Genomic DNA, 13,549 nt, shown 5'->3' with positions numbered 1-13,549 from the left:
TGAGCGCGCCTTCCCATGGAAATATGGTATTTCATCGCGGTTGATGTTCAATTTCAGCCACGGCCTGCTCAAAGGGGATAATCTCCTCCCCGGATGCCTTGGCGGCATCGTAAGCACGAATGGATTCCAGCTCTTCCAATTCTTCTAATAATCTTTGATGGTCGGCAATATCTAAAACCACGCCAATCCGATTGCCATTGGCATCGGTGATAAATCGTTCGTGCAAGGTAGGCATAGCAATCCCCTTTTCCTTTCTTGTCGCCAGTTGGCATTTACCATCACGGACTATCCCACCCGATTAACCACTCCAGCGGGCCTTCTGGAAATGCAGGCGGTTCTTGGCCTAGTCCCACGCCGCCGGTTTAAAGGTGATGTCGTAGGCCACGAAACCTATAGTCCCAGGTCGCGTTCAACCTCTTCCAGAGAAAGCACTCCCGGTTCCTTCAGGGCTTCTGCCGCCGCCTCTCCATCCACTCTGTCCTCCAAGGCTCGCAAAATCTCCACATCCTCCCAAGGCACAATGGCCCCCATGGGTTTGCCTTGGCGGGTGATCACTACTCTTTCTCCGGACAGCAAGGCCCGTTCGAGTAAAAGGGAAAATTCTTTAAAATTATCTAATAGTTCCATACTGACCGACGGTTCCTCAGTCATTATTTGGGCAGGTGCGGTCATCGTATTACTCCAAAAGCTCATTAGGGATGGGCAACGACCACTATTTTTGCACAGGCTAGCAAGCCTGTGCCACCAGATTTTATCGGCTTATTTTCTTCCGACATTCAATCTGTCAACCAGTTGTGTAGGAATGTATCATGGATACTGCCTACCATTTTCTCTTACTGAGCCGCCTCCACCCCCCCATTTCTCCCACAATATCAAGGCGTATCCCACCCGATCAGCCATTCCAGCAGCGCCTTCTGCAGGTGCAGCCGGTTCTCGGCCTGGTCCCAGGCAGCGGACTGGGGGCCGTCCAGGACCTCGCCGGTGATTTCCTCTCCCCGGTGGGCCGGCAGGCAGTGCAGGATGATGGCATCGGGCCGGGCGTGCTGCAGGAGAGCGCCGTTCACCTGGTAGGGGGCAAAGACCTTTTTTCTCGCCTTAGCTTCAGCCTCCTGTCCCATAGAGGCCCAGACGTCGGTATTGATGACATGGGCCTCCTGTACGGCCCGGACAGGATCATCCTGGAGATAAATAGGCCGCCCCTCTTGGCGGGCCTGCTGCAACAGTCCGGCGTCCGGTTCGTAGCCCGGCGGGCAGGCCAGAGACAGGCTGAAATCCAGGCGCAGGGCCGCAGTAATCCAGGAGTTGGCCATGTTGTTGCCGTCGCCGATCCAGGCAACCTTTAAGTCCGTCACCCGGCCGAAGCGCTCCTGGATAGTCTGCAAGTCGCTTAAGACCTGGCAGGGGTGATGACTGTCGGTCAGGCCGTTGATGACGGGGATGTCAGCCCAGCGAGCCATGTCCTCCACAATATCATGGCCGAAGGTGCGGATGACGATGCCGTCCACATAGCGGGCCAGGACCCGGGCCGTATCGGCAATCGGTTCACTGCGGGAGAGTTGGCTGTCATTGCGGCCTAGATAAATGGTGCTGCCGCCCAGGTGGGCAATGCCGGCTTCAAAAGAGACCCGGGTACGTGTCGAGGGTTTCTCGAAGATCAGGGCCAGGGTCTTTCCGGCCAGCGGCTTGGGATCGTGGTCTTGTTGGTGCAAGACCTTCAGCGCCGCGGCCCTTTCCAGGAGTTGGTAGATCTCGGCAGCAGTTAAATCCAATATAGTCAACAGGTCGCGGTTCATTGTATTATTCGCATTCTGGAGGGGTCGGGTTACCCGCCCCCCATGCATTGCTAACAACGCTACGGTAAAACATCATCCAAAATAGCCAGGAACCGGTCGATCTCCTCCCGGCTGACGACAAGCGGCGGCAGGAAGCGCAGCACATTCCCTTGGGTGCAGTTGATCAGGGCGCCTTTCTCCCGGCAGGAGTCCACTAACGGAACGCCATCGCCGTCGATCTCTATTCCTAAGATGAGCCCCAAACCCCGAACCTCTTGGATGAAACGATGCCGGGGCTGCAATTGGCGCAGGCCATTCAGGAAATACTCGCCTTTGGCCTTGACTTCGGCCAGGAAATCGGGCTGCGCCAGGATCTCCAAGACCGTCAGGGCCGCGGCGGTCACCACCGGCCCGCCGCCAAAGGTGCTGGCGTGCGTCCCCGGAACGAAACCCGCTGCCACCTCCTCCGTGACCAGGAGCGCCCCGATGGGCAGGCCGTTGGCCAAACCCTTGGCCAGGGTCATGATGTCCGGAGTGATGCCGAAGTGCTCATGGGCGAAGAGTCTGCCCGTTCGACCTAAGCCGACCTGAATTTCATCCAATATCAGCAGCAGGTTATGTTTATCGCATAAGTTCCGCACCTCCGGAAAATAATCGGCGGTGGGTATTTTGACTCCACCCTCGCCTTGGACCGGTTCCAACAGCACGCCACAGGTCTGGTTGTCAATGGCCGCCTCTAAGGCAGCCGGGTCATTAAAAGGAACGAAGACAAAACCGGGCAGGAGCGGCGCAAATCCCTGCCAGAACTTCTCCTGGCCGGTAGCTGACAATGTTGCCAGGGTGCGGCCGTGGAAGGAATTGGCGGCGCAGATGATCTTATAGCGGTCAGGTCCGAATTTTTGCCAACTATAACGCCGGCAGAGCTTAATGGCGCCCTCATTGGCTTCGGCGCCGCTGTTGCAGAAAAACACCCGGTCGGCAAAACTCAGCTCCACCAGCCGTTCGGCTAATTTGATCTGAGGGATGGTGTGATACAGATTGGATACATGCACCAAGTCCTGAACCTGTCGACAGACCGCCTCGGTTATGGCCGGATGGGCGTGTCCCAGGTTGCACACCGCAATTCCGGCCAGAAAATCCAGGTATTCCTTGCCGTCCAGGTCCCAGAGCCGGACGCCCTGACCCCGCATTAGCACCATGGGCTGGCGCGCATAGGTGTTCATTAAGGTGCGTTTGCCCCGGTTCATCCACGCAGCACTTGCAGAGTGAGTTTCGAGTTTCGAGTTACGAGTATCGGGTATAGGTATATCAGTTTTCATGTCTGCAAGATCTCCAAAGAGGCACAAGTTTTTTTCTCTAGAAGATGGTCTGATACCCAATCTCTCCGGACCGGACTTACTGGCAGATGATTTGGGTACCAATACCCTGATCGGTGAAAATCTCCAACAATACCGAATGCGGTGTGCGGCCATTGATGATATGGGCCTTGGCCACCCCGTTCCTAAGCGCCTCCAGACAACAATTGACCTTGGGTATCATGCCGCCGGTGATGATCTCCCGGTCGAGGCCGTCCAGGACATCGACCCGGGTGAGGGTGGATAAGACGTTGCCTTCGGGATCGAGGACGCCTTCGACATCCGTTAATAGGATCAATTTGGCGGCTTTCAGGGCCCCAGCAACCTGTGAAGCTACCAGATCGGCGTTGATATTATAGGTTTCGCCCTCTTTCCCGACGCCCACCGGCGCAATCACCGGGATAAAATTGCTGGCCTGCAGGGTTTCAATGACCCCCGTCTGGATGGCGGTCACCTCTCCCACCATGCCGATATCGATGATCTCGGGCGGCTCTTCGTCCCCCCGAGGCCGGTAGAGGTGCATCTTTTGAGCCCGGATGAGCTGTCCGTCTTTACCGGAGAGCCCCACGGCGCGGCCGCCGGCGGTATTGATCAGGCTGACGATCTCTTTATTCACCTTACCGACCAGCACCATTTCCACCACGTTCATGGTCTCGCCGTCGGTGACCCGCATGCCCTCAATAAAACGGGATTCGATACCCATGCGCTTCAGGGTCTGGCTGATCTGTGGCCCGCCGCCATGCACCACCACCGGGTTCAGTCCCAAATACTTCAGCAGCACAATGTCCTGGGCGAAACCCCGCTTCAGGTCTTCGTCCTTCATGGCATGACCGCCGTATTTGATCACCAGCGTCTGCCCCTGAAACCGCCGCATATAGGGCAGGGCTTCGATGAGGACGTCGGCTTTTTTGATCCATTCCTGCATAAGGGAAGTTTCGAGTTTCGAGTTTCGAGAAAAAGATTTAGATGTTCTGTTTGAGATGATTCATCAAACCTTTTATCATTCCCGTTAACTCATCGGTTAATAAAAATAATCGGTTCTGAATCTCGTCAGAGAGATAACCTATTTCTTTAGCAATAGTGATTTGAGTTTCTATTTCTGCCAATGATCCCAAAGATATATTCAAAAAATATAAAAACTCCCTTCTGGAATTTCTGGCCTGTCCTTCAGCTATATTCGACGCTACCGAAACGCCATTCCTCGTTAGCTGGCTACTCAGGCCAAACATTTCTTTTTTAGGAAACGCATCGGTTAATTCATAAATATTTTTGGCTAGAGTAATTGCCTTCCTCCAAACTTCCAGGTCTCTATAGGAGTTTGACTTTATGACCATCACTCCCAGCCAATTATAGGGCGGGCCGCGCCCGCCGTTTGTTGGCGTGCACGGCACGCCCTAGAGAATATATCTACTCAAGTCCTGATCCCCCACCAGGTCGGACAGGCGTTCGCGCACGTAGTCGGCGGTGATGGTGATGGTGCCCTGCTGCCATTCGGGGGCGTGGAAGGAGATGTCTTCCAGCAGTTTCTCCATTACCGTGTGCAGCCGCCGGGCGCCGATGTTTTCGGTGCGCTCGTTGACCTGCGTGGCCAGGACGGCGATCTCTTTGATGGCGTCGGGGTCGAAATCCAGCTCGATGCCCTCCGTGGCCATCAAGGCCCGGTATTGTTTAATCAGGGCGTTCTGGGGTTCGGTCAGGATGCGTTTAAATTCTTCTACCCCTAGGGACTGAAGTTCCACCCGGATGGGGAAGCGGCCCTGCATTTCGGGAATGAGGTCGGCCGGTTTGGAGGTGTGAAAAGCCCCCGAGGCAATAAAAAGGATATGGTCAGTGCGCACCATGCCGTGTTTGGTAGTGACGGTGGAGCCTTCGACAATGGGGAGAAGGTCTCGCTGTACCCCTTCCCGGGAGACGTCCGGCCCGCGGGCGTGATCCCGGCCGACGATCTTGTCGATCTCATCCAGAAAGATGATGCCGCTCTGTTCCACTTTGCGCCGCGCCTCGTTTACCACCCGGTCCATATCGATAAGGCGCTGTGCCTCTTCCTGCATAAGGATATCACGGGCTTCCGAAATTTTGACTTTCCGCTGTTTGGTCCGGGACGGGAAGATATTGCCGAACATCTCTTTAAAATTGATGTCCATCTCCTCGATGCCAGCGTTGGAAAAGATCTCCACAATGGGGATGTTCCGTTGACTGACCTCCAGATCGATAAAGCGCTCATCCAGGCGGCCCTGCCGGAGCAGCTGCCGCATTTTTTCGCGGGTGGGGTCCACCCCGGTTCGGTTCGGCTCTGCAACCTCGGCAATCGGTTTAGAGGCGCCGGGTAGCAGGATATCCAGCAGTCTCTCCTCTACCACTTCCTCGGCCTTGGCCTTGACCTGTTCCCGCGCTTCGGCCTTCACCATATTTACTGCCAGCTCCATCAGGTCGCGGATCATGGACTCCACGTCCCGACCCACATAGCCTACTTCAGTGAATTTGGTAGCCTCGATTTTGAGAAAAGGCGATTGCGCCAGCTTGGCCAACCGGCGGGCAATTTCGGTTTTGCCGACGCCGGTGGGGCCGATCATGATGATGTTTTTGGGGGCAATCTCATCCCGCAGACCCTCGGGGATTTGCTGGCGGCGCCAGCGGTTGCGCAGGGCGATAGCCACCGACCGCTTGGCGTCGGCCTGGCCGATGATATATTTATCCAACTCGGCGACGATCTCCCGGGGGGTCAGGTGATCGCCCCGCGGCGGTTCGTTAACGGGTAACAAAGCCTGGCTTATTTCAATAACCATATTCTTATACTTTTGAGCCCGGATGCAGGTTGCGGATTGAGGTCCGCCTTTTTTGTCTTCGGGTCCTACTGCGGGCTACAGCTCCTCAAGAGTGAGTTGATTGTTGGTAAAAATACATAATCCTGCGGCAATCTGCATCGCCTCACGACAGATCTCCTCGGCGCTCATGGTGGTGTGCTGCACCAGCGCCTGAGCTGCGGCCTGGGCATAGGCGCCGCCGGAGCCGATGGCCATGACCTCATCATCCGGCTCAATGACGTCGCCGGAACCGGAGAGCAGGAAAAAGTTGTCACGGTCCACTACCAGGAGCAGGGCCTCCAGCCGCCGCAGGATTTTATCGGTGCGCCAATCCTTGGCCAACTCCACGACGGCCCGGGTCAGGTTGCCCTGATGCTTCTCGAGCTTGGATTCAAAACGCTCCAACAGACTCAAGGCGTCGGCGGTGGCTCCGGCGAAGCCGACGATGATCTTGCCGTTGTAAATCTTGCGAACCTTCCGGGCCCGATGTTTCATGACGGTGTTGTTCAAGGTCACCTGGCCATCCCCGGCCACGGCGACTTTCCCGTCCCGGCGTACTGCCAGAATCGTTGTTCCCCGAAAGAGCGGTTCTCGGTCTTTGATCTTCATTTCCCCTCTTCCCTTTTCCCTAATCCCTCTCCTTCACTTCCGCGGGTGCGCCTTATCATACACCTCCATCAGATAATCCAGATTAACGTGCAGATACTTCTGCGTGGTGGAAAGTTGGGCATGGCCGAGGAGCTCCTGCACCGCTCTGAGGTCGGCCTTGCCCTCCAACAGGTGGGTGGCGAAGGTATGCCGCAGACCGTGAGGCGACAGGGGTTGGCCCAAACCGGCTTTTATCGCCCATTTTTCAACTAGCCGGGCCACGCTCCTGCTCGTCAAACGACCACCCCGGTAGTTAAGAAAGACCGCCTCCCGCCCGGAGACCGGAGAATCGGGGGTTATGAGTTCCCGCCGGACCAGCAGATAGGAGTTCAGGGTCTGCAGGGCCTGGCGGCCGATAATGACCAACCTCTCTTTGCCGCCCTTGCCCCGTACTTTGGCCAGATGCTGTGGCAGATCAAGGTTGTCCAGGTTCAGACCTACCAGCTCCGCCACCCGCAGCCCGCCAGAATAAAAGAGCTCCAGGATAGCCCGGTCCCGCACTGCTAACACCGTCTGCCCCCAGGTCTGCTCCAATAGGTGAAAGACTTCGTCGATGGTCAGAAACTTTGGCAACCGGGCCTCTAACTTCGGCGTGGGGGTCAAGGCGGCGATGTTGTGGGAGAGCAGACCCTGGCGGGTCAGAAACTTGCAGAAGGTGCGCAACGCCGCCAGTTTGCGGGCTATAGAGGTCTTGCAGTTCAGCCGATGCCGCTCGGCCAAAAAAGCCCGTAGGTCCTGATACGTCAATTCTCCCAGTGAGTGCCCCGGCCGGCGGTAGTTCCAGAATTCCATAAACTGGCCGATGTCACTGAGGTAATTACGAACCGTGTGGGCTGCTAGAGACCGCTCTATCCGCAGGTGACGGGAAAAATCCAACAAGGTCCTGTCGGTTTCGCCCTGCGGGGTTTCACTACCGGAAATGTTCATCTTTTGGCCATAATATTTTCGGCTCGGGGTTTCGAGGTGAAAGGGGCAGGGTGAAACGGATGTCTCCTGCTGCGATCCCCGGTTGCCAGTCAACTACAATGTTTTCCGATCCAGGGTGACTCTTTTCCGAAGGGGCTTCTCTCCAAGGTAAAAAAATATTAAAAATTATATGTTTATATTATTTTTAGTGGGAAATCAATTTATTTATCCCAATCTTAATGGAAAAAAAGGGCGGCTTTTGGCCGCCCGGCGAAAGAATAGCGTCGGTTGATTTCAGCCTCAATACGTGAAGATTCGCATGTTTGTCGGCACTTCCAGATATTTGTCCAATTCCGCCTGCAGCTTCTGGCGTTCCGGGTTGTTGAACCAGGCTTCCCAATCCTTGAGATTTTCCCATGTGCTGATTACCAGGTAGCTGTTGGGATCGTCGATGGCGTGCAGGGTCTCACCGGAGATATAGCCCGGCTGCTGCATCGCCTTAACCCTGAGCATCCTCAGGAGCCGGACGATCTCACTCACATTTCTGCCTTTGATGGTGCGCTCCATAATGACTTTAATCATGGTGTCTTCCTCCCGCGGGGACGATTGAACGCCAGCACACTTTTGCCTTTATGACTTTACCTTATCGCTGATTTCTATCATGATGCAAGAAATTTTTTCCCGGTAACCGGGTCAGGTCACGGCGACCGAGAAATTTTGTTTGCGGGAGGCGTTTGTTTCGTTATCGGAATGATAGTGAGAAGTTTAGGCCAGATCGTTTCTATCCGGATGATTGTAAGATAGTTCGAAAACAAGGAATATTTGCCCTTTGATACATCGATTGCGGTCTTAAATACCCAACTTCATCTGCAACTTATAAGGCGCAATCCTCTCTTCAGCCAATTTTACATACTTTGGATTGTTTTCATATCCGATGTATTTTCTGTCAGCCTTTAGAGCAGCAATGCCCGTTGTGCCGCTGCCCATAAAAGGGTCTAGGATCACATCCCCTTTGAAAGTATAAAGTTGAATGAGGCGATAGGGTAATTCTACCGGGAACGGTGCCGGATGCTCTACTTTTTTGGCTGACTCCGGGTTCATCGTCCACACTGATTTTGTCCATTCCATAAATTGCTCTCTGGAGATGGTATTTTCTCTGTTCTCCGGCTTCTGGCGCATGAAAGCGCCTTTTGAAAAAACCATGATGTATTCATGCACATCTCGCAAAACAGGGTTTGAGGCGGATTGCCAACTGCCCCAGGCCATAGAAACACCCGCACCTGCTCCCTTGTTCCAGATAATTTCTCCACGCATTCGGAAGCCGATGTCAATCATCATTGTAGAGATAAAATCGGATAGAGGAAGATATGGCCGCCGTCCTAAATTTGCGATATTGACACAAGCCCTGCCCCCATTAACCAGCACCCGATACGTTTCGGAAAAAACCATTCGTAATAATTGGAGGTATTCTTCAAGAGATAAATTCTCGTCATATTCTTTGGTTACATTATAAGGGGGGGAAGTAATCATTAGGTGCAGTGAATTGTCGGGAATTTCAACCATATTCTCGGAACTGTGTGCAATAATCTGGTTCTCATATGGCACAGGGAAATCATTGTCGGAGATAGAATCCTCACCATTATGGGGAGGCAATTCCGAATACATCCGGGAGCCATAATAATCTGAGGAGTCATGGTTGATTCTAACATTGGTACCAAATCTGCTGGTCCTGGAACCTTTTTTCATAAGCCACCCCAACTCAACTGAACCATAGTGGTATCCTATTCGGGTCAATATGTCTGACCGAATCTTAAATCCTGATATGCACCTTCTGACAAGTAATTATAACCCTTGCCAATCTTTTGCCGGTCATTTTTTTATCAAGAGAGGACTGCCAAATACCTTTATAGCTCCTTCAGGCTCTACTATCGGAATATTTATCTCTCCATTTTGTTGCCCCAAAAAGCCGTGAGGGCGACGCGTCTTCGGCCTTTGGCGTTGGCGGGGGGGATGATTTCTTTCTCAAACCGGCAAAAATGTCTCGCACTCTCCTGCAAAAATGTTATCCTTTCTCCCCGGTCTCATGCTATCATATCTCATGGAGTATGGATTACATGGCATCTGATCTGAGAACCCTGCGTGACCAGTTGGAGCGGCGTGAGGATGAGGAGTTATCGCCCTACGCGGCCAGGAGCCGGCAGGCCATCCGGCGCCGATACGAGGAGAAGATCGATTTCGGGCACCGTCAGAATTATGCCATCGATACTGACCGCATTCTGCACTCCCGGGCTTATACGCGCTATATAGACAAGACCCAGGTTTTCTATCTCATCGATCATGAGCACATCAGCCACCGGGTGCTGCACGTCCAGTTGGTCTCGAAGATTGCCCGTACTATCGGCCGTTACCTGCGCCTGAATGAGGATCTGTTGGAGGCCATCGCCCTCGGGCATGACATCGGTCATCCTCCTTTTGGCCATGACGGTGAAGCCATACTCTCGCGGCTCTGCCAGGAGCATGGAATCGGCCCATTTCTGCATAGTGTGCAAGGTGTTCGCTTTCTGGATGAGATTGAAAAAAAAGGTCGGGGGTTGAACCTGAGCCTGCAGGTTTTAGATGGCATCCTCTGTCACGACGGTGAAATGCACCTGGAGCGCCTGGCTCCGGATCGGGAAAAGAATTTTGCTGACTTTACCCGCGAAATTGAACTGAAACAGAGCGACCCCGGGCAGAATCTGAAGCCCATGACCCTCGAGGGCTGCGTCGTCCGCCTGGCCGATACTATCAGCTATATCGGCCGCGATCTCGAGGACGCCATCCTCCTCAAACTCATCCGGCGCCAGGATCTGCCTTCTCTGGTTCAGGATCGCCTGGGTCAGACCAATGGGACTATCGTCTACACTCTGGTAACCGATCTCATCAGCAATAGTATGAACAAGAATTACGTCTGTTACAGTCGGGAGGTCGGCGAGGCCTTGCGTTGTTTAAAAGAATTCAATTATCGCTATATCTATCAGGATTCCCGCATCAAAGCCCAGACGGCCAAGATTGAATCACTCTGCGGGGCGCTTTTCTGCCGTTTTTTACAGGATGTTAAGCAGAACCGGCAGGATTCGCCCATCTGGGTGGATTTCCTCCTTAACATGGAAGATAGGTATTTCCATAATCATCAACCGGCCCAGATGGTCCGGGATTTTCTGGCCTCAATGACGGACGCCTATTTTTTGCGGCAGAGTCAGGAGCTCTTTTTCCCCCGGAATATTGTGGTGCCGTTTGCATAAACTTTTTGATCGGCAACGGTGAAAGATATGCGCATCATGACGTTTAATCTGCGATTTCAAAATCCCCTTGATGGTCCCAACCAATGGAAGTTTCGGAAAGAGCTGGTGCTGGAAACCATCTGGGCCTATCAGCCTGATCTGTTGGCCGCCCAGGAGGTGACTATTCCGCAGTTGGACTATCTGGCGGCGAACCTGACGGGATATGAACCTTTCATTAAACACCGCAATATTGATCTAACCTGCCAGTATCCAACGATTTTTTTCCGATCCCAGACCATTGTTGCCGGAGCAGGGAATGAATTCTGGCTGTCTGAGACCCCCGAAGTGCATCGCAGTAAGAGTTGGGAGAGCGCCTTCCCGCGCATGGTCACTTATGGATCCTTTCGAGAAGTGGACCGTGATCTGTGGTTTTGTTTTGCCGATACCCATTTAGATCACGTTTCCGCTTTGGCGCGGCAGAAAGCGGCGACTATGCTGCGGGAGTTTTTCCTGCAACTAAACCAGCCAGCCATTTTGGCGGGAGATTTCAATGACCATCCGCAATCGTCCGTGCACCGCGTTTTAGCCCGAGGGGACAGCCCGTTCCGGGATAGTTGGGAGGTCTTGGGTCATTTCGAAGAAGGGGTCTCCACGCAACATAAATTTGACGGCGAATTCTTTGGCGGCAGGATCGATTGGATTCTGATAACCGAGCCTTTTCGCTTGAAAGCCGCAGAAATTATCACGTATAATCAAGCCAAGCAGTATCCCTCGGATCATTTCCCCTACTATGTTGAAGTGAATTATTAGTAGTCGGCGGGGGATAAAGGAAATTACAACCGTTCGTTACACCCGGGTATCATCGATTAGCGAGAGCCTGGGCTCATCGAACCGGGGGCCGGCTGCAGATCTGCTCGATAGCGCACAAGATCTGCCGAACATCGAGGTAATGAGCCGCTTAAATGGGAAATCGGTCGTGATGAATCAAATGTCTGCAATCCAAAACCCTGAGGAGGAGCAATGCAGTCTGGGGCGTGGAAAAACACTCTCATTTTCTTGACATGTTCCCTGCTGTGGGTTTCACTGGGCTGGGCTGACGATTTACCCGGCTCAGAGAGCTATAATCAGCTCGGTGGCGGATTAGAGGAGTATTTGGTCAAAAGAGGAGACCAACTACCCGCCATCGCTCAACGGCGGGCTATGCGCTGGCGGGTGCTGGCCAAACAGAACAGACTGAAAAACCCTAATCGGCTCAAACCCGGGGCTACCCTCAAAATTAACAATCGTTTTATCCTGCCGAACGACCTGACTGATGGCCTCTTGATCAATCTGCCCGAGTTGACGCTCTACCATTTTGATAAAGAGGTTTTTCGGCGCCGCTATGCTTTGGCTGTAGGAAAGAGTGATTGGCAGACTCCTACAGGAACGTATATCATACTCAATAAAGTGAAAAACCCTACCTGGATCGTTCCGGCCTCCATTCAAGAAGAGATGGAGGAAATGGGAAAAACCGTCCTGACCAGGGTGCCTCCAGGGCCCACAAACCCTTTGGGGGCCTACTGGATGGCCACCTCCGCCCCGGGAGTGGGGATTCACGCCACTACGAGGCCGTGGAGCATCGGCTATTACGCCTCCCATGGCTGTATCCGGATGCTGCCGGACGAGATCGAAGAACTGTTCGGTCAGGTGGAGGTCGGTACCCTGGTAAAAATTATCTACAAACCGGTAAAGCTGGCAGTAACCCCGGATAATCGGATTTTCCTCGAGGTTCATCGCGACGTCTATAAAAAGATTCCTGATTCCTTAGCGATGGCAGAAGCCCTCATAAAAGAGAGGCAGGTGAACTCATTGGTGGATTGGCGTCGTGTTTATCAGGTTATTAAAGACCGGGATGGCATTGCCGAGGAAATCACCAAGAACCCTGTTCCGGCTGTACCTGACCATCTTTCCAGCGAGCGGTTATATTCCGGCGAAATTATTTTGAAAACCAATGATTCGACTAGCGGGACAAATCCTCCGCTTGATCCCAAGAAAAAGGCTGTCGGACAGCCAGGCTCCTGATCCTAGACCCCATTCAATCTAAAGGAGATGACCTATGCAGTTAGCCCAGATAGGATGGCGAATGAGCGCGGTATGTATCATCTTTTTTCTGCTCACTGTTTTACCTGCCGGGGCGCAAAAGCCGCCGCAAGACCATAGCCAGATCTATAAACAGGCCGTGGCATTAGTCGAACAGGCCGAAAAAAAATTGGCCGGGAACTATACCGCCGAAGCTAAGGCTTTGGTAAAAGAGGCTAACTCTTTGTTTGGCATCTTAGTGAAGGAACTGCCGGAACAGTTAAAGGAACGACAACTCACCCTGAAGCAGGATGAGCAGTATAATATCAACCAAAAGATGGCGGCAGACAGCTCTGCCCAGGGTGAGAGAATGGAAAAATCAGCCCAGGAGAAGCAGCGGCAGAGCGAAACCCTCGATGCCCAAGGACAAAAAGAGGCGGCGATTAAATTGCAGCAGGAGGCGGTGCGCGAGTTTAATCTGGCCAATAAAGCCTATCTCAGAGCCCAGATTTACCACCTCAAAAATCTGCAGCAGGTCTATAGTTTCCTTTACCGATGATGACCGCATTCATTCTCACGGGAGTTATGCTGGCGGGGGTAAAGCTAGAAACCTGTGTGTCATGCTGAGCAAAGCGAACCACCTCTGCTTCGTTGTGTTCGGCAGAACATGAGCACTTGTATAAAAACAGTGAGCCGTGAGCCGTGAGCCGTGAGCCGTGAGCAGCAAAAACATTATTGTGAGCAGC

General features: G+C 53.2%; 15 protein-coding genes. 4 read left to right on the top strand and 11 right to left on the bottom strand.

All coding sequences use genetic code 11. The features are described 5' to 3' along the window. Positions 1 to 31 precede the first annotated feature (31 nt). The 11 genes from DESAC_RS12350 to DESAC_RS12300 form a co-directional block, all read right to left on the bottom strand. Positions 32 to 235: a RelB antitoxin-like protein gene (locus DESAC_RS12350; protein WP_013707410.1), complete on the bottom strand. Its 204-nt coding sequence runs from the start codon at positions 233 to 235 to the stop codon at positions 32 to 34. Positions 236 to 390: 155 nt separating this feature from the next. Next, the gene (locus DESAC_RS12345; RefSeq protein ID WP_013707409.1) at positions 391 to 672 is read right to left on the bottom strand and encodes a type II toxin-antitoxin system Phd/YefM family antitoxin; all 282 of its coding nucleotides are present in this window, start codon (positions 670 to 672) and stop codon (positions 391 to 393) included. Positions 673 to 872: 200 nt separating this feature from the next. Then, positions 873 to 1,793, bottom strand: a complete 921-nt coding sequence (gene argF, locus DESAC_RS12340; protein WP_041283968.1) for an ornithine carbamoyltransferase — start codon at positions 1,791 to 1,793, stop codon at positions 873 to 875. 59 nt (positions 1,794 to 1,852) lie between these two features. After that, positions 1,853 to 3,091, bottom strand: coding sequence for an acetylornithine transaminase (locus DESAC_RS12335; protein ID WP_013707407.1), 1,239 nt, complete (start codon positions 3,089 to 3,091; stop codon positions 1,853 to 1,855). 76 nt (positions 3,092 to 3,167) lie between these two features. Beyond that, positions 3,168 to 4,052, bottom strand: a complete 885-nt coding sequence (gene argB, locus DESAC_RS12330) for an acetylglutamate kinase (RefSeq protein WP_013707406.1) — start codon at positions 4,050 to 4,052, stop codon at positions 3,168 to 3,170. Positions 4,053 to 4,089: 37 nt separating this feature from the next. After that, entirely contained in the window at positions 4,090 to 4,461 is a 372-nt protein-coding gene (locus DESAC_RS12325; protein WP_013707405.1) for a four helix bundle protein, read from the bottom strand. Positions 4,462 to 4,521: 60 nt separating this feature from the next. Further along, the gene (hslU, locus tag DESAC_RS12320; protein WP_013707404.1) at positions 4,522 to 5,913 is read right to left on the bottom strand and encodes an ATP-dependent protease ATPase subunit HslU; all 1,392 of its coding nucleotides are present in this window, start codon (positions 5,911 to 5,913) and stop codon (positions 4,522 to 4,524) included. A gap of 75 nt (positions 5,914 to 5,988) precedes the next feature. Then, a complete protein-coding gene (gene hslV / locus DESAC_RS12315; protein WP_013707403.1) occupies positions 5,989 to 6,540 on the bottom strand; it encodes an ATP-dependent protease subunit HslV in 552 nt (183 codons plus the stop codon). Between the two features lie 33 nt (positions 6,541 to 6,573). Beyond that, a complete protein-coding gene (locus tag DESAC_RS12310; RefSeq protein ID WP_218915679.1) occupies positions 6,574 to 7,599 on the bottom strand; it encodes a tyrosine recombinase XerC in 1,026 nt (341 codons plus the stop codon). 186 nt (positions 7,600 to 7,785) lie between these two features. Further along, positions 7,786 to 8,067, bottom strand: a complete 282-nt coding sequence (locus DESAC_RS12305; protein WP_013707401.1) for an antibiotic biosynthesis monooxygenase family protein — start codon at positions 8,065 to 8,067, stop codon at positions 7,786 to 7,788. 267 nt (positions 8,068 to 8,334) lie between these two features. After that, positions 8,335 to 9,231 (bottom strand): DNA-methyltransferase, encoded by an 897-nt coding sequence (locus tag DESAC_RS12300; protein WP_013707400.1) that lies wholly within the window; start codon positions 9,229 to 9,231, stop codon positions 8,335 to 8,337. 368 nt (positions 9,232 to 9,599) lie between these two features. Between DESAC_RS12300 and DESAC_RS12295 the strand changes: the two genes are divergently transcribed. From DESAC_RS12295 to DESAC_RS12280, 4 genes are all read left to right on the top strand, one after another. Then, positions 9,600 to 10,766: a deoxyguanosinetriphosphate triphosphohydrolase family protein gene (locus DESAC_RS12295; RefSeq protein WP_013707399.1), complete on the top strand. Its 1,167-nt coding sequence runs from the start codon at positions 9,600 to 9,602 to the stop codon at positions 10,764 to 10,766. 27 nt (positions 10,767 to 10,793) lie between these two features. Further along, positions 10,794 to 11,555 carry an endonuclease/exonuclease/phosphatase family protein gene (locus DESAC_RS12290; RefSeq protein WP_013707398.1) on the top strand — a complete coding sequence of 254 codons (762 nt, stop codon included), beginning with the start codon at positions 10,794 to 10,796 and terminating at the stop codon, positions 11,553 to 11,555. 342 nt (positions 11,556 to 11,897) lie between these two features. Then, positions 11,898 to 12,806, top strand: a complete 909-nt coding sequence (locus DESAC_RS12285; protein ID WP_169311541.1) for a L,D-transpeptidase family protein — start codon at positions 11,898 to 11,900, stop codon at positions 12,804 to 12,806. Between the two features lie 61 nt (positions 12,807 to 12,867). Further along, positions 12,868 to 13,362 (top strand): hypothetical protein, encoded by a 495-nt coding sequence (locus DESAC_RS12280; RefSeq protein ID WP_148231243.1) that lies wholly within the window; start codon positions 12,868 to 12,870, stop codon positions 13,360 to 13,362. Positions 13,363 to 13,549 lie beyond the last annotated feature (187 nt).

Source organism: Desulfobacca acetoxidans DSM 11109 (assembly GCF_000195295.1).
GTDB classification, from domain to species: Bacteria; Desulfobacterota; Desulfobaccia; order Desulfobaccales; family Desulfobaccaceae; genus Desulfobacca; species Desulfobacca acetoxidans.
The sequence above is the reverse complement of the archived record's forward strand: the minus strand, read 5'-3'. Positions and strand labels throughout refer to the sequence as shown.